Consider the following 17,457-nt stretch of genomic DNA (forward strand, 5'->3'; position numbering starts at 1 on the left):
TTATAAGTTATGAATAGTAAAGAAGAGATTCAACAAAATAATGAACAAATTTTATCTTATCCTATTGATGATATTGTTGCAGAACGTTTTGGTCGATATGCCAAATATATTATTTTAGAACGAGCATTGCCCGATATCCGTGATGGTTTGAAACCAGTTCAACGTCGAATTTTGCATGCTATGAATGATTTGGGTTTAACCAATGATAAAGCATATAAAAAAGCAGCTCGTGTTGTTGGAGAAGTAATTGGTAAATATCATCCTCATGGTGATACAGCGGTTTATGCTGCTATGTGTAGAATGGCACAAGAGTGAAAGGTAGCATGACCATTAGTACAAATGCATGGTAATAAAGGTTCAATTGATGGTGATAATCCTGCTGCGATGCGATATACAGAAGCGCGTTTATCATTAATTTCAGAATTATTATTGAAGGATATTAAGAAAAATACTGTTAGTTTAATTAAAAATTTTGATGAATCAGAAACAGAACCAACAGTTTTACCTGCCTATTTTCCAAATTTATTAGTAAATGGTGCTTCTGGAATTGCTGTTGGAATGGCAACTAATATTCCACCTCATAATTTACAAGAAGTAATTAATGCAATTGTCATGAGAATTAATAATCCACAATGTAATTTAAGCGAATTAATGCGTGTTATTAAGGGTCCTGACTTTCCAACCGGAGGAATTATTCAAGGTATTAAAGGTATTAAAGAAGCTTATCGTTCTGGTAAAGGGCGAATTGCAATTCGTGCTAAAACTCATATTAATAATGAAGGTGAAATTCCACAAATAATTATTACCGAAATTCCATTTGAAGTTATTAAACAAGATTTGATTAAAAAAATTGATGATGTTAAAACATTAGCAAAAATTCATGGTATTAAAGAAGTACGTGATGAAACGGATCGTTTTGGTTTACGAATAGTTATTGATTTAGTAGAAGATAGTAAACCGCAAGAAATTTTAAATTATTTATTTAAAAATACCAATTTACAAATTTATTATAACTTTAATTTAGTAGCAATCGCTAACAAAAAACCAGTACAAATGAGTTTAATTAATATGTTAGATTTTTATATTAATCATCAAATTGATGTTGTTACTAAGCGTTCACAATATGACTTAGCACAATTAGAACGAAGATTAGAGATTGTTAATGGTTTAGTTATTGCATTAAGTGAAGTTGATAAAGTAATTAAAATTATTAGAACATCAACTGACCGTATGCAAGCAAAATTAAATTTAATATCAGCTTTTAATTTTACTGATATTCAAGCAGAAGCAATTGTACAATTGCGTTTATATCGTTTAACTGCTACTGATATTCAATCATTAGTTTTAGAAAAAGCAGATATTGAAAGTAAAATTATTGTTTTACAAGAAATTCTTAATAATGAAAATTCACTACGTCAAGTTATTATTACTGAGTTAGAACAAATTAATTCTCATTTTTCTGGATTAAGAAAATCACAAATTCAAGGTGAAATTTCTGAAATTACAATTGATGAAAAAGCAACATTGCGACAAGAAAATGTATTTGTTAGTATTAGTTATGATGGTTGAATTAAGGTAATAAGTAGTAAAGTATTTTTACAAAATCTTGATTATCAAGATTTTGGACGTAAGCCAAATGATGTTATTATTGGTGGAGCAATGTTCAATAATTTTAATAATTTATTATTTTTTACAAATAAAGGTAATTATTTTTTAATACCAATTTTTAAATTAGAAGAAAATAAATGAAAAGATAATGGTATTCATGTTAATACGTTATGTAAACTTGAAGGAAATGAAAAAATTATTAGTGTTGCGCAAGTTAATAGTTTTGAACAGCCAAATGTAAATATAGTAGTCGCTACTAGATATGGTTTAATTAAAAGAATGCCACTTTTAGAGTTAGCAACTACTAGATTTAATAAAACCGCCAAATATGTTAAGTTAAAAGAGAACGATAGTGTTATTAGTGTTAATAGTACTACCGGTCATGATTTTATTGTTATTAGTACTCGCAAGGGTATGACTTTAAAATATTTAGAAACGAAAGTTCCATTATTAACTAAAACTGCAACAGGTGTTAAAGCTTTGAAAATTAATTCTGAAGAAGATGAAGTGGTAGGAATGGCTTGTGGTAATAGTAATGATATTTATGCAATGTTAACATCAGTTGGAACAATTAAACGAATGTTATTCAATACTATTGAACAAACTTCACGAACAACAAAAGGTAATAAAGTAATAAAAGTTCCTAAAAGTAAAAGTATTAGTATTATTAAAACCTTCTTATCACCAGCAACATCTTTTATTAATATATTAACGAAAAAAGAAAAATGATTAGTGATTAAAGCAAGTGACATTAATCTTAGCAAGGTAAATGAAGGAACTGGCAAAGTAGTTGCTGATGATATTATTGCTGGTGGTAATAATTTAGTGATTGATTTAAAAACTGATGTTATTGATGCTGATATATCATCAATATCAGAAAATTTTAATACAAAAGAAAGCAACAATGGTATTTAAAATAAACTTTTTTATTGAAAATTATGAACTTTTTTAAAGAATTAGTTTTTTTGATTTTCATAATATAAATTTAAATAATAATTTTAGTTAAGAGTGAATAGGATAGGACTTATATCAATGCTATAATTATTATAGTAGTGATTTAAGGAGGAAGTATAGATGACAAATAATATTATTAAATATCAATCTCTAATTAATGGTGAGTTGTATGAAAATGGTAATTGAATATCAGTTATTAACCCCACTACTAATAAAATAGCAGGCCAAGTTCCTGCCTTAACTAAAGTTGAAATTAAAAAAGTATATGAATTTGCAAAATTTGCTCAAAAAAATTGAGAACAAATGCCTATTTTAAAAAGAATTTCTTTTTTAAATTCTTGAAAACAATTAATTATTCGCGATAAATTAATACTTGCTGAATTAATGACCAATGAAATTGCTAAAGGCACAAAAGCGGCTTGCAGTGAAATTGATAGAACAGTTGAATATATTGAATATACTTTACAAGAAGCATTACGTCTTCATCCTGAATCTTATACAGGTGATAGTTGAGGAAGTATGAACAAATTAGCTATTTTTGAATACGTACCAAAAGGAATTGTTCTTGCTATTTCCCCTTTTAATTATCCGATAAATTTATCAGTTTCTAAAATATTTCCAGCACTTGTGACCGGTAATAGTGTTGTTTTTAAACCTGCAACACAAGGATCATTGGTGGGATTACACTTAGCTAAATTAGCCAAAGAAGCTAACATTCCTAATGGTGTTTTTAATGCTATAAGTGGTAAAGGTAGTGAAATTGGTGATAGTTTAGTTGAAAATGAAGCAATTAATGTTATTTCTTTTACTGGTAGTGCTGTTGTTGGTAATCGTATTTCACAGAAATCTTTAAAAGCTGATTTGATTTTAGAATTAGGAGGTAAAGATCCAGCAATAGTGCTTAATGATGCTGATCTTGAAGATACAGCAACCAAAATCATTAAAGGTGCATTTAGTTATTCAGGACAACGATGTACTGCTATTAAGAGAGTGTTAGTACAAAGAACAATTAGTAGCAAATTAATTCCAATTTTAAAAGAAAAAGTTGAAAAATTAACTGTTGGTTTGCCCACAGATGATTGTGATATTACTCCTGTTATTGATCAACCAACAGTTGATAATGCTAAAAAATTAATTAAAGATGCTTTAGATAAAGGAGCCAATTGTTTAATTGGTAATAAATTTAAAGAAAATTTAATGTGACCAACTATTATTACTGACGTAACAACAAAAATGAATTTAGCATGAGAAGAACCTTTTGCACCATTGTTGCCGATTATTATTTTTGATGAAGTAAAAGAAGCAATTAATATTACAAATGATTCACAATATGGTTTACAAGCTTCTGTTTTTACTACTAATATTAATAGTGCAATGAGTATTGGTAAATTATTAGAAGTTGGAAGTGTTAATATTAATGATCAGTCACAACGTGGTCCCGATCACTTTTCTTTTGTTGGTGTTAAGGATTCAGGTCTTGGCGTACAAGGTATTCGTCCTTCGTTACTTGCTTTTACTAGACCAAAAGGGATTGTTATTAATTGAAAAACAAAAATTTAAAAGAAAAAATAAAACTTATTTTAATAAAAAAATAAGTTTTATTTTTTTATTAAAATAGTGGTAAGATAAAAATGTAATAAATTTTTGTCCTTGTTAATTAGATTTTTATTTTTTTAACATTCTTATATAAAAAGCATAATAAAAATATTACATATCATTGTAACTTTTATTTTAAAAAGTAAGTTATTAAAATAGTGCCGAGGATAAAGTACTGTTACATGAAATGCAAAAAATATGGAGGTAAATATGGCAAAACGAAAAATTGTCCTTGTTGGATGTGGAGCTGTTGGTAGTAGTTTTATTTACAGTGCCATTAATCAAGGTTTAGCCCAAGAATATGTATTAATTGATGCTTTTGAAGGTATAGCTGAAGGTAATGCGATTGATTTTGCTGATTGTCAAGCAGCTTTAGATCATCCTTTTATTTCAATTAAGGCTGGAAATTACAGTGATTGTAAAGATGCTGATATTATTGTTATTACTGCTGGAAGACCACAAAAAGATGGTGAAACAAGATTAAATATGGTAGCAGATAATGCCAAAATTATGAAGAGCATTGCTTTAGAAATTAAAAAATCAGGATTTAAAGGTGTTACTATTATTGCATCTAATCCTGTTGATATAATGACAACTGTTTATCAAAAAATTACACAATTTGATTATCATCAAGTATTAGGTTCTGGTACAATTTTAGATACCTTACGTTTACAATATTTAATTGGAGAAAAAATTGCAGTTAATCCAAAGTCAGTTGCTGCTTATGTAATTGGTGAACATGGTGATTCTTCAATGATTCCTTGAAGTTCGGTTTCGGTAGGTAATAAAACTGTTTATCAAAAAATTACTGAAGGTAGAATTAAAGAAAAAGATTTAGAAGAATTAAGAAAAGAAGTAGCACAAAGAGCTTATAAAATTATTAAATTAAAACGCGCAACTTTTTATGGTATTGGTGCAGCATTGGCATTATTAGTAAGAAATATCCTTGAAGGACAAAATCACGTTTTAGTAGCGGGTGCTTATTTACAAGGAGAATATGGACAGCAAGGTTTTTATATTGGTGTACCAACAATACTTTACGAAAAAGGTTGAAAAAGAGTAGTTCAGTTACCATTAACGAAAGAAGAGCAAACGGCATTTGATAAATCTTGTGCAATTATTAAAGAAACTTTAGAAACAGCTTTTGCTGCTATTAAATAAAAGATAGGAGTAGTTTATTCGTGAATACAAGTGTAGAAAATATGAATAATGAAGAAACATTAACAAGTATTGAAACTTATATTGCTGTTTATAAGTATGCATTAAAGAAAGCACAAAGTCCGTTATTAAAAACTTTTTTAATGGGTATTGCGGCCGGACTTTTTGTTGGTATTGCTTATATTGCGGCTATTTTTGGTAGTAGAGGATTAAGTGATAATGGTATTAAAAATTTAACATTTGGTTTTATTTTTACTTTAGCAATTACTATGATTGTCTTTATGGGTGGTGAACTTTTTACTTCTAATTCCATGATATTTATGCCATTAATAAAAAAACAAGTTAAGTTAACAAGAATGTTAATTAACTTACTAGTAGTATTAATTGGTAATTTTATAGGTTGTTTTATTCTTTCATTATTTACATGATGAGCAGGATTTTTTGATAATCAAGCTTTTTTGGATAATGCTGTTAGTATTTTTAATCATAAATTAGTAATGTCTTGATGAAAAGCCTTTTTTAGTGGTATATTATGTAATTTTTTAGTAGCAGGAAGTGTTTATATTTCTCATGCCACTCGTTCATCTACTGCTAAATTTTTATTAATAGGATTAGTAATTATGGTTTTTGCCTTATCTGGTTTTTCTCACGTTGTAGCAAATTCTTATGTTTGAGGATTAGGACCTTTGTTTAATATTTATGGAATTCATAGTGGATTTAATGACTTTTTACAATTTGGTTATCAAGTACAACTTCCAACCTTATTTGGTAATTTTATTGGTGGTGGTATTTTATTACCTGGTATGTATTATTTAATCTTTAGAAAAGAATTACCAAAAATAACATTATAAATATATTATTAGTTTAATATAAAAATTAATCCATTACTTTAGTTTTAAGTAATGGATTTATTAATTTTATGAAAATAAATTAATTGTAAATAGAAGTTATTTGATAAGCATATTTTAAAATTTGTCAAATTAAAGATTTTAAAAAGGAGAATGGTTTTGATAAAAAATATTTTTTAGAAAATAGATTAGAATACTTTAATATTAATTTTTTATTGCATTTATTTTTTTTGAAAATTAAAATGTAATTAACTTCTTAAATTTAAGAAGTTAATGGGGAAAAAGGGGGTTTTCATCATGAAAGCATTATTAAAAACATTAAGTGTTTTAACACTTGCAACAACTGTTAGCAGTTTAAGTAGTATTTTAAATACTAATAATATAGGTACGAATGCTAATCAGTTACAAGATTTAAAATGTAATCTTCAACAAAATAAAGATGATATTTCTTTAATTAATTTGAATAAAAAAGGTAAATTTTATTTTTTTAATAATAATCTTGGTTTAGTGATTAATGGAAATCAATTATGATTTTTAGATAAAGATAAGAAGTTTCAAGAAATTTCTAATCCTGATCATGTAAGATTCACTGAATTCACTAATGGTCAAGGAGGAAATTACGGAATTTTAACAGAAAAATCTACCAAAAACCTGTATTTATTAACTTCTAATGGTGTTTTAACTTCATTAAAAATAGAAATATTTAAAGAATTTAATCTTTATGGCAAGGTAACAGCAATTAGTAATACAAAATTTTTAATTGAAACAAAAATTTTAAATCACACTATACTTACTCTTGGAGAAGTAAAAGATCAAAAATTAATGCCATTAAAATTTGTTTCTTTATTTCATACAATAAAAGAAATTAACTATATTCGTGATGATGAAGTTATTATTAAGTCAGATAATGGAGACTATAGTCTTTTAATAAGTAATTCCGATTTTACTATTAATAAATTATCGTGAACAGCAAAATATTTTTTTAAAACTAATAGGGAAGTTTGAGTAATTAAAGATGATAATAATCAAGTATTAATTTATGATTATGTAAGTAATACATATTCTGAATTAGATCTTTATGGAATTGATATTATTAGATTAAATAGTAAAACATATATTTTAAAAGAAGATAGTAAAAATATTCAAATTATTGATTCATCAGGTCAAGTTATTAAAGGAAAATATAATTTTGAAATTTCTGATGATTATGATTTATTGAATATTAATAGTCAATTATTACTTTTATTTGATCGACAACAAAAAATGACAGTTAGAATAATTGAGAGAAATCTTAATTCTGAAAATGAATTAGTTGTATTAAAAACAATAAATTTAACTAATGAAATAAGTGAAATAAAATTATTAAATAATCAAGAAAATAAGGGTAAATCTTCAACTAATTTTTTCGTTAAAACATTAAATAATACAAATTATGTTCTTAATATTGATGCAAATATAAACAAAATTGAGAATTTAGAAGTTAATACTAAAAGTATTCCTGATGGAATGAATGGCGAAATTAATAGATATAATAAAACAGTTAGTATTTTTACACAGTATAAAACTGATGACTTATATTGATATCAAGTGTTTTAAATAATATTATTTAAATAATTACCTAGTTACTGATATTTTTTATTTTTAATATTAGTAACATTTTTTCATATAAGGAAGTTTAAAAATAATTCCTTTATTTAATTGAACTAACTATTTAATTATGCAATAATATTGTATTGTATATAACTCAATTATTATTAAGGAGGCGCACAATGCGTGATGGATTAACTTTAAGATGTGAAGTTTGCAAAGAAGAAAATTATATTGCTGATCGTAATAAAAAAACTAAGCCTGAAAAATTAGAAACAAAAAAACATTGTTCTCGTTGTAATCAACATACACTACATAAAGAAAAGAAATAAGTTTTACTTATTTCTTTTCTTTAATTTGCAGTACAATATACTTAGTTATTAATTAATGATTTATTAAAAGGATTGAATTTAAAATGAAAAATTTAAATAAAAAAGAAATTATTGAAACAATATTAACCAAAAATAAAATAGATGCTATGTTATTTTATTCTCCCGAAAATCGCTTTTGATATAGTGATTTTATTTCAACGTTAGGTTATTTATTGATTAGCAAAAATGATGCAAATTTATTATTAGATGGAAGATATATTACTGAGGGAAAAGAAAATGCCAAAAATGTTAAATGCATTCAATTTAGTAATATTTTTTCTTCATTGAAAGATTTATTAAAATCACAAAAAATTAAAAAAATTGGTTTTGAAGCAGAATATATTACTATTGCTCAATTAGAAAGTTGAAAGCAAGAAATTAAAGATATTGAATTTGTTCCAATTTATGTTAGTTCACTAAGAATGATTAAAGATGAAATCGAAATTGCACGAATTGCAAAAGCTTGTGCTATTGGTGATTTGGCTTTTAATGAAGTTTTAAACTTTATCCGACCTGGTGTTAGTGAAAAAGATGTTGAAGATATAATATTACGTTCATTTGTTAAAAATGGTGCAACAAAAGCATCATTTGATACTATTGTTGCTTCTGGAGAAAGAGGAGCAATGCCTCATGGTAAAGCTAGTAATAAAAAAATTGGCAATAATGAGTTAATTACTTGTGACTTTGGTTGTGTATATGAAGGTTTTTGTTCAGATATGACTAGAACTTTTGCGATTGGTAAAGTTAATCCAAAATTAATTGAAATTCATGAAATAGTTAAGTCAGCACAAATGGCAGGAATTAAGGCTGTAAAGCCGGGTATAGCTATTGGTGAAATTGATAAGATTTGTAGAGAATATATTAAAGAAAAGGGTTATGAACAATATTTTACTCATGGTACTGGTCATGGACTTGGTATTGAAATTCATGAATCACCTTGAGTTATTAAAAATGAATCTACTATTTTAGTTCCGGGAATGGTTATTACTGTTGAACCAGGTATTTATATTCCTAATTTAGGTGGTGTTAGAATTGAAGATGATATTTTAGTTACCAAAGATGGTTATCAAATTTTAACAAAATCATCTCGTGAAATTGATATTTGAAAGGAGAAAAAATAAAAATGATTAACGTTAATGATTTTAAACCAGGAATTACTTTTTTACATAATAAAACTGATATTTTAATAGTTATTGAATCAGCACATTCTAAAAGTGGACGTGGACAAGCGCATGTGAAAGTAAAAGCAAAAAATTTAAGAACACAAGCTATTATTAGTATTACTTTTACTGGTGGTGATACAGTTTATCCAGCTATTATTGATAAACGACCAGCAATTTATAGTTATGATGATGGTATGTATTCAGTTTTTATGGATAATGAAGATTATAATGAAATTAGGATTGATCAATCACGCTTATCATGAGAAAAAAAATTTTTAGTTCCTGGTAATGAAGTATCATTAAGGGTTTATAAAAATTTAGAAATATTAGGTATTGATTTACCTCCTTCGGTAGTATTAGCGGTTGTTGATGCTCCACCAGGAGTAAAGGGAAATAGTGTTTCTAATACAACAAAAACAGCTATTTTAGAAACTGGTTTACAATTACAAGTACCAATGTTTATTAATAATGGTGATAAAATTGTAGTAAGTACAGATGAAGGGAAATACAAAACTCGCGCTTAAGAAAGGTGAATATTATGGAAATACTTATTGAAGAAAGTAAAGTTGGAACATTAAAATTATCTTCGTTAATTATTAAAAAATTTATTTATATGTTATTAATTAATGATAACTATCAATTAACATTAGAAGATGTTGAAGTTCTAATGTTAGAAACAAATGATATTACTGCTATTAATAATAATATTGTTGTGCGAATAAAATTAATTGTTAATCCAAATGAAGATTTAGTAAATTTAAAAAATAAAATTAATAATTTAATTTTAAGACGTACTGAATCAGCTTTAAATTTATTTTTATTAAATATTCATATAATATTTATTGCTCAAACTAAGGAAGTAGAAATCAACAATGCAAGAACAAAAGAAGATAACCCAGCATCATAAAAGAATTGGCATGATGGAAGTATTATATCAATATTTCCTTGAAGGCCAATCACAACAATCGTTTAAACAATTTCTTTTTGAAGAAGAAGGTAAGAGTTTAATTACTGAACAATGTGAGATATTAAATAAAATAATTGATTATGAATATGATTTAATAGATTTAATCAATAATAATTTAAAACAAGGATGAGATTTTGAAAATTTAAAACCAATTGAACAAGCAATTTTAATTTTAGCAGTGTATGAAATTGTCCATACTAAAACAGATAAAAAAATTATTATTAATGAAGCTATTATTATAACTAAAGCTTATTGTCCAAATGATGCTTATAAATACATTAATGGTGTTTTAGATAAAATAAATAAGTAATTATAACTAGTATATGATTGAATTTAGTTAATAACTATATTTCTAATATAAATATATTATATTATTTTAAAGATAATTTTTTATTTTATAATCCAATATTTTTGTTCAATATAACTATTTTTTTAAAATTAATAGTTAAAAAATAAAAAAATAAAGTATAATATACTTTAGTTAAGTATCATTTTTCACCGCAAGTTTAGAATTTTAAAAAAACATCTTAGTTGATGTTTTCTTTTTTATTTTTTTGATTTTCTCGTTTATCTCCATACATTAAAGTTTTTAAGAAAAAATGAATAGGAATTCAAATAATTGTGATACATAAAAGTATAGAAATAGAACTAATAATGCGTTTAAAAATTTTCATAAATACCTCTTTTTTTAATTTTTAATGATAATTAAAATTTTATCATTTTTTTATGATATGCTTATTAAAGATTTATATTTTTTTATAAATCATTTAATTTTATTAAAAATTCTTGTCCGAGATGATTATAAATGAATATTTCATATAATTTTTATGTTAAAAAAATTTTTTATGCTTGTTATGTTAAAAATGTTGTTTTACCTATTGATATTTTAAAAAATGAAAGAAATAAATTAGGTATAAAGAATATTGGTAATATTACTAAATTAAGAAATAATAATGTTCGTACTAAATGTAAATTAGTTCAAAAAGCATTACATAATTTTTATAATGCAAAAGTTTTAAGTTTTTTAACTTTAACTTATCATAAAAATGAAACTGATATTAGAAAAGCAAAACATGATTTACAATTATTCTTTAAACGTTTAAAACGTTGATGAAATGACCCTAAACGTTCTAAATATTTAGGTGAATTAAGATATTTTTATGTTTATGAATATCAAAAGCGTGGTGCAGTTCATTTTCATATATTATTTAATCGTAAAATACCTTATAGTATGATAACTAAATGATGACCACATGTTGGTAATAATAAAGGTATTGATTTAAAAGTTGTACATAAAGGTACAAATGAATTTGTGGTTAAATATTTGAGTAAATATGTAACAAAAGTACAAGAAAATATTAAATCTTTAAATCAAAAAGATGTTGGTATTCAAGCATATTCTTTTAGTAGAAATTGTAAAAATCCGCTTGTAGTTCGTGGTACTAAAATGTTAAGTTTACAAGAATTAGTACAAGCATGTGAAAAAGCAAAAGAATTTTATTTATTTAAAACTAAATCAAATGAACAAGGTGTTACTTATTTAATTGGCGGAAGTTATGATTATATTGCTAGTTGTGATTACTTTAAAGATTTTAACTATTATATTAGTTTAGAAAGTTTACGATTTAGATATTGATTAAAAAATAAATTTAATAGAAATGATATTTTAGATTTTATTTGCTAAATTGTAAAGGTAAGTGCAACTAAATTATTTTTCTATCCAAATATTCGATTGGTGAAAGATAATTTAGTATTTTTCTCGGTTTTTGATTTAAAGACAATATAAATTTATGAACTTCATTTTTATTAGTTTTTGAAAAAATAAATTTTTTAGGAAATTTTTCTCTAATTAAACCATTAGTATTTTCATTAGTACCTCTTTGTCAAGGTGAATATGGATTGGCAAAATAAATTTTTACATCTAAATTTTTTTCAAGTTGTTGTCAATTTGAAAATTCTTTGCCACGATCAAAAGTAATAGTTTTAACAATGTTTTTAGGAAGAATTGATAAATAATAACTGACATTTTTATTAATAACTTTAGTAGTTCTGTTTTTAACTAATATTGCTAAAGTAAATCGTGATACTCTTTCAACTAAAGTTATTAAACATGATTTGCTTTTACCTCGTGATGATACTATAGTATCTCCTTCTCAATGACCAAGTGTTATACGATCATTAACATTTATATCTCGTTCTTTAATTGATTTACCATTAAACTTGCCACGATTTTCTTTAGATTTTCGTTTTTTACCTTTTCTTCTTAAATTTTTACTAGTAACTTTATCAAGCATTCCAAAATAAATTCAAGTATAAATTGTTTTAAAACTAATAACTCATTCTTTATGAAAATTTTTAATTCTGCCATAAATTTGTTCAGGTGATCAACCTAATAGTAATTTTTGTTGTACATATTTTACTAAATTCTTATTTTTAAACTTATGAAAACTAATATGTGATTGTTTTCGATTTTCAGCTTTATTTTGTGCAATTAATGAAAAATAATGATTATTATCTTTATTTCTATTAATTTCTCGAATAATAGTACTAATACTTCGATTAAGATTTTTAGCTATTTCACTAATTTTAAATTTAAATTTCAATTGATTCTCAATATAAATTCTTTCATCTATGCCAAGATGTTTATAACTCATATAAAAACTCCTTACTTTTTTCTAAACTAAATTTAGCATTATGAAATTTTTATATGAGAATTTTTTGCAATTTTATTTACTTGCACTTACAAGTATAACTCAGCATTTATAAAGTTTTTGATAAAAGTAAAATTGAAAAAATATTTTTAAATAAACGAATTTTACATTAATTTTAAATTTTTTCAAGTAAAATAATACTTTTTGTCATTATTTAGTGATAATTTCCTATTAGTTATCGAGTGAAAATTTCCCAAAAGTAAAGTTAAATATACTTGGTGATAAATATGGAAAGAAGCATGACTATGAAAGAAAAATATAAGTTTAATATTATAAATGACATTATTATTAATAAATTATCTAAACATCAAGCTAAGAATAAACTTAACCTAACTATTAGAAGAATTAACCAATTAATTCAAATTTTCAATAGAGAAGGTAAAGTTGGTTTTATTCATAAATCCCGAAATAAAATTTCTAATAAAACAACAAATTTTGAAATCAAAATTAAGATTATAAATTTATATAAAACCAAATATTATAATTTTAATTTTCAACATTTCCATGAGAAATTAAACAATGAAGAAAAAATTAAAATTTCATATAGTACACTTTATACTATATTAATTAAAGAAAAAATTACTTCACCAAAAAGACATAAAAATAAGAAAAATAACTTGCATCCTACAAGAAACCGAAGAACAAATTTTGGTGAATTAATTCAAATGGATGCAAGTAATCATCATTGATTTGGTAAGGATAAACCAAAAGCTTTTTTACATGCTGCAATTGATGATGCTACAGGAAATATTGTCGGACTATGATTTGATCATCAAGAAACATTAGATGGTTATTATAATGTTTTTTATCAAATTTTAACTAAATATGGCATACCAAAAACATTTTATACTGATAATAGAACAGTTTTTGGATATAAAAAACAAATCGATGCTGGCAAAATAAACACGGAAAATGATACTTATACTCAATTCCAAAAGTCTTGTAATGATTTAGGTGTTGAAATTATTAGAACTTCCATTCCACAAGCTAAGGGTAGAATCGAACGCTTATTTGGAACACTTCAAAGTCGCTTAATTAGTGAACTTAGACTTAATAAAATTAAAAATTTAGAAGAAGCTAATCAATTTCTTAAAATATATATAAGTATTTTTAATAAGCAATTTGCCTTACCTATTGATAATAATAAATCTGCTATGATTAAAGCTCCAAACCAAGAAGAAATAAATATTTATCTTTCAAGATTTTCTAAAAGAAAAACGGATAGTGGTTCAACTATAACATATTATGGTAAAAAGTATTTTCCTTATAAAAATAGCAAAGTTCAATACATACAACCTAGAACTGATGTAATTGTACTTAAATCGTTTATTAATGAGTTATATCTTAGTTATAATCATCAAATATATGAATTAAAAGAAATAGCACCAAAACCAATTATCAAAGAAGAGTTGATAAAAACTAAAAAGGTTTATATACCAAATAAAAACCATCCTTGAAGATATGGATACTAATAATACCAAATTAAAATTAGATAAAATTCTTTTTATAAAAGATTATTTTTGTGAATACTTAACTATATAAAATTTTAAATCGTTTGTCGAGCAGCAAATTTGATGCCTTAAAATTGATTTTAAAGATATAAAAAATAAAATTATACACCACCAATAGCACAAGCACCAGAAGCCATTGTTGTAATACCACCAACAACATTACCAATTATGGGAATAGTATTTAAAGCACCATTAACAATAGTTAATGTGTTTTCACAATTTAAATTTGATTTATTTTCTAGATTTAGAAGTCTGTTGTCAAGTTCATTAACTTGTTTTTTTAAAGTTTCAAAATCTGCTTTGATTCCTTGAATATTTTTGTTTAATTCATGTTCAATTAAAGTTGAAATATAACTTCAATCTCTTATATAACCTTTTATTATTTCTTTTTCTTGTCTTTTTCAATTATATAATGCTTGAGGATTAAATGTTTTAGAATTATTGATTGCTTGTGGTAAAGTAGAATTTCATTCATTTATATGTGCAAATCATTGTTTAACTTTTGAATCATTTGCTATAATATTTGAAATTTCATTAAATTTATCTTGTGTTACATAGGTAAAAGTTGGTTTTGTCAAACCATAAGAATAGGGACTAAAAGTACCAACAATTATTTTTTTTCAAAATAGCCAATAAAGTGTGAGTAATTAGATTTATCCAATAAATAAACTTCTGATAATTTAAAATTATGATATTTTTTCTTTATGGCACTTTTAATTTCGTTATCAACGTTATGATTAATTTTTCCTAAATTAATTTTTATATCTTTATTTCAATCTGGAAAATCATTTTCTAAATTATCAAGACGATTATTTGGATAATATTTCTCATCTTCTGTTATTATTCTTACTGATTCAAAATCAAATCAATTAAATGGTTTTTCATAAAGTACAATTTCTATACGTTCTTTTCTAGAACTATCTGTATATACTTTTTCAATTTTTGAAAAATTATCTCAAATTGTTTTACCTACTTGTTGTATTTCTTTTCATGTTCATGGAAAAATTGCAGTAATTGAAATATCATTAGAATTATATCGTTGCATCATATCCTCTTTAAATTTTTCGCCAAGTTCTCATGCAGGATTATCTTTTCAATAATGATAATCAGCTATTATTCCTTCAAAAGTTTTTGGTGTAAATGAACAAGTTACTTTACCTCAACTACCCCTTATTTCGTTTTTACCATTTAATGTTCTTTTTAATCGATTTCTGTGTTTTTCATGACGATGTTTATTCATATTTATTTTGCTATTTGTTGTTGGGTTGTTAATAATAAAATCTGTTTGATTATTACTTGCAAAATTTAATTGTTGATTTACTAAATCTAAACTAGTCGTATTTTTTCTAACTCAATTTTTAATATTTGAATTATCAATTGACTTACCATTAATACCTTGTATTTTATTATTTAAAAGTGGAGCAGTTAATACTCACAATTTAAATCAATAACTTGGACTAAAATATTTCATAATTTTGTTCTCCTTTGAAAGTAAATATAAAAATATTTACTTTCAAAACAAAGCAACTTTTATTTGTTAAATTTTACTTCTTTTTTATTTTTTTTGATAAATATTTTTGGGAAATTTTCACTCGATATTGACAGTAAAATAATACTTTTTGTCATTATTTAGTGATAATTTCCTATTAGTTATCGAGTGAAAATTTCCCAAAAGTAAAGTTAAATATACTTGGTGATAAATATGGAAAGAAGCATGACTATGAAAGAAAAATATAAGTTTAATATTATAAATGACATTATTATTAATAAATTATCTAAACATCAAGCTAAGAATAAACTTAACCTAACTATTAGAAGAATTAACCAATTAATTCAAATTTTCAATAGAGAAGGTAAAGTTGGTTTTATTCATAAATCCCGAAATAAAATTTCTAATAAAACAACAAATTTTGAAATCAAAATTAAGATTATAAATTTATATAAAACCAAATATTATAATTTTAATTTTCAACATTTCCATGAGAAATTAAACAATGAAGAAAAAATTAAAATTTCATATAGTACACTTTATACTATATTAATTAAAGAAAAAATTACTTCACCAAAAAGACATAAAAATAAGAAAAATAACTTGCATCCTACAAGAAACCGAAGAACAAATTTTGGTGAATTAATTCAAATGGATGCAAGTAATCATCATTGATTTGGTAAGGATAAACCAAAAGCTTTTTTACATGCTGCAATTGATGATGCTACAGGAAATATTGTCGGACTATGATTTGATCATCAAGAAACATTAGATGGTTATTATAATGTTTTTTATCAAATTTTAACTAAATATGGCATACCAAAAACATTTTATACTGATAATAGAACAGTTTTTGGATATAAAAAACAAATCGATGCTGGCAAAATAAACACGGAAAATGATACTTATACTCAATTCCAAAAGTCTTGTAATGATTTAGGTGTTGAAATTATTAGAACTTCCATTCCACAAGCTAAGGGTAGAATCGAACGCTTATTTGGAACACTTCAAAGTCGCTTAATTAGTGAACTTAGACTTAATAAAATTAAAAATTTAGAAGAAGCTAATCAATTTCTTAAAATATATATAAGTATTTTTAATAAGCAATTTGCCTTACCTATTGATAATAATAAATCTGCTATGATTAAAGCTCCAAACCAAGAAGAAATAAATATTTATCTTTCAAGATTTTCTAAAAGAAAAACGGATAGTGGTTCAACTATAACATATTATGGTAAAAAGTATTTTCCTTATAAAAATAGCAAAGTTCAATACATACAACCTAGAACTGATGTAATTGTACTTAAATCGTTTATTAATGAGTTATATCTTAGTTATAATCATCAAATATATGAATTAAAAGAAATAGCACCAAAACCAATTATCAAAGAAGAGTTGATAAAAACTAAAAAGGTTTATATACCAAATAAAAACCATCCTTGAAGATATGGATACTAATAATACCAAATTAAAATTAGATAAAATTCTTTTTAT

16 protein-coding genes are annotated in these 17,457 nt (G+C 24.4%); 13 read left to right on the top strand and 3 right to left on the bottom strand.

The annotated features are described in order from the left end of the window. Nucleotides 1-9: 9 nt before the first annotated feature. The 11 genes from parC (at nt 10) to AACL03_RS01840 (ending at nt 11,936) form a co-directional block, all read left to right on the top strand. Nucleotides 10-2,523: a DNA topoisomerase IV subunit A gene (parC, locus tag AACL03_RS01790; RefSeq protein WP_338959200.1), complete on the top strand. Its 2,514-nt coding sequence runs from the start codon at nt 10-12 to the stop codon at nt 2,521-2,523. A 159-nt stretch (nt 2,524-2,682) separates the two neighbouring features. Continuing rightward, nucleotides 2,683-4,122 carry an NADP-dependent glyceraldehyde-3-phosphate dehydrogenase gene (locus tag AACL03_RS01795; protein ID WP_338980611.1) on the top strand — a complete coding sequence of 480 codons (1,440 nt, stop codon included), beginning with the start codon at nt 2,683-2,685 and terminating at the stop codon, nt 4,120-4,122. A gap of 246 nt (nt 4,123-4,368) precedes the next feature. Further along, entirely contained in the window at nt 4,369-5,319 is a 951-nt protein-coding gene (locus AACL03_RS01800; RefSeq protein WP_339038992.1) for an L-lactate dehydrogenase, read from the top strand. Nucleotides 5,320-5,339: 20 nt separating this feature from the next. After that, nucleotides 5,340-6,167 (top strand): formate/nitrite transporter family protein, encoded by an 828-nt coding sequence (locus AACL03_RS01805; RefSeq protein ID WP_338988374.1) that lies wholly within the window; start codon nt 5,340-5,342, stop codon nt 6,165-6,167. Nucleotides 6,168-6,461: 294 nt separating this feature from the next. Then, nucleotides 6,462-7,760 carry a hypothetical protein gene (locus tag AACL03_RS01810; protein WP_339038994.1) on the top strand — a complete coding sequence of 433 codons (1,299 nt, stop codon included), beginning with the start codon at nt 6,462-6,464 and terminating at the stop codon, nt 7,758-7,760. 173 nt (nt 7,761-7,933) lie between these two features. Beyond that, nucleotides 7,934-8,083 carry a 50S ribosomal protein L33 gene (gene rpmG / locus AACL03_RS01815; protein WP_174481164.1) on the top strand — a complete coding sequence of 50 codons (150 nt, stop codon included), beginning with the start codon at nt 7,934-7,936 and terminating at the stop codon, nt 8,081-8,083. Between the two features lie 83 nt (nt 8,084-8,166). Further along, nucleotides 8,167-9,243: a M24 family metallopeptidase gene (locus AACL03_RS01820; protein ID WP_252320433.1), complete on the top strand. Its 1,077-nt coding sequence runs from the start codon at nt 8,167-8,169 to the stop codon at nt 9,241-9,243. Nucleotides 9,244-9,245: 2 nt separating this feature from the next. Beyond that, nucleotides 9,246-9,809, top strand: a complete 564-nt coding sequence (efp, locus tag AACL03_RS01825) for an elongation factor P (protein WP_174481165.1) — start codon at nt 9,246-9,248, stop codon at nt 9,807-9,809. Nucleotides 9,810-9,823: 14 nt separating this feature from the next. Next, the gene (locus AACL03_RS01830; protein ID WP_338959220.1) at nt 9,824-10,192 is read left to right on the top strand and encodes a hypothetical protein; all 369 of its coding nucleotides are present in this window, start codon (nt 9,824-9,826) and stop codon (nt 10,190-10,192) included. Next, entirely contained in the window at nt 10,158-10,562 is a 405-nt protein-coding gene (nusB, locus tag AACL03_RS01835) for a transcription antitermination factor NusB (RefSeq protein ID WP_338959222.1), read from the top strand. Before AACL03_RS01830 ends, nusB begins: the two co-directional genes overlap by 35 nt. A 495-nt stretch (nt 10,563-11,057) precedes the next feature. Further along, entirely contained in the window at nt 11,058-11,936 is an 879-nt protein-coding gene (locus AACL03_RS01840) for a rolling circle replication-associated protein (protein WP_339038997.1), read from the top strand. Nucleotides 11,937-11,955: 19 nt separating this feature from the next. Here AACL03_RS01840 and AACL03_RS01845 read toward each other — a convergent pair whose 3' ends face one another. Next, nucleotides 11,956-12,906, bottom strand: coding sequence for an IS30 family transposase (locus AACL03_RS01845; RefSeq protein ID WP_339038665.1), 951 nt, complete (start codon nt 12,904-12,906; stop codon nt 11,956-11,958). A 284-nt stretch (nt 12,907-13,190) separates the two neighbouring features. On the opposite strand from AACL03_RS01845, the gene AACL03_RS01850 reads away from it, so the two are divergent. Beyond that, nucleotides 13,191-14,435, top strand: a complete 1,245-nt coding sequence (locus tag AACL03_RS01850) for an ISNCY family transposase (protein ID WP_339038837.1) — start codon at nt 13,191-13,193, stop codon at nt 14,433-14,435. A gap of 140 nt (nt 14,436-14,575) precedes the next feature. Here the strand turns inward: AACL03_RS01850 and AACL03_RS01855 are convergent, their stop codons facing one another. Continuing rightward, the gene (locus AACL03_RS01855; RefSeq protein ID WP_339038835.1) at nt 14,576-15,052 is read right to left on the bottom strand and encodes a hypothetical protein; all 477 of its coding nucleotides are present in this window, start codon (nt 15,050-15,052) and stop codon (nt 14,576-14,578) included. A 32-nt stretch (nt 15,053-15,084) separates the two neighbouring features. Further along, a complete protein-coding gene (locus AACL03_RS01860; protein WP_339038780.1) occupies nt 15,085-15,945 on the bottom strand; it encodes a hypothetical protein in 861 nt (286 codons plus the stop codon). A gap of 231 nt (nt 15,946-16,176) precedes the next feature. On the opposite strand from AACL03_RS01860, the gene AACL03_RS01865 reads away from it, so the two are divergent. Beyond that, nucleotides 16,177-17,421, top strand: coding sequence for an ISNCY family transposase (locus tag AACL03_RS01865; RefSeq protein ID WP_339038837.1), 1,245 nt, complete (start codon nt 16,177-16,179; stop codon nt 17,419-17,421). Nucleotides 17,422-17,457 lie beyond the last annotated feature (36 nt).

Source organism: Spiroplasma endosymbiont of Andrena trimmerana, assembly GCF_964019575.1.
GTDB lineage: Bacteria > Bacillota_I > Bacilli_A > Mycoplasmatales > VBWQ01 > Spiroplasma_E.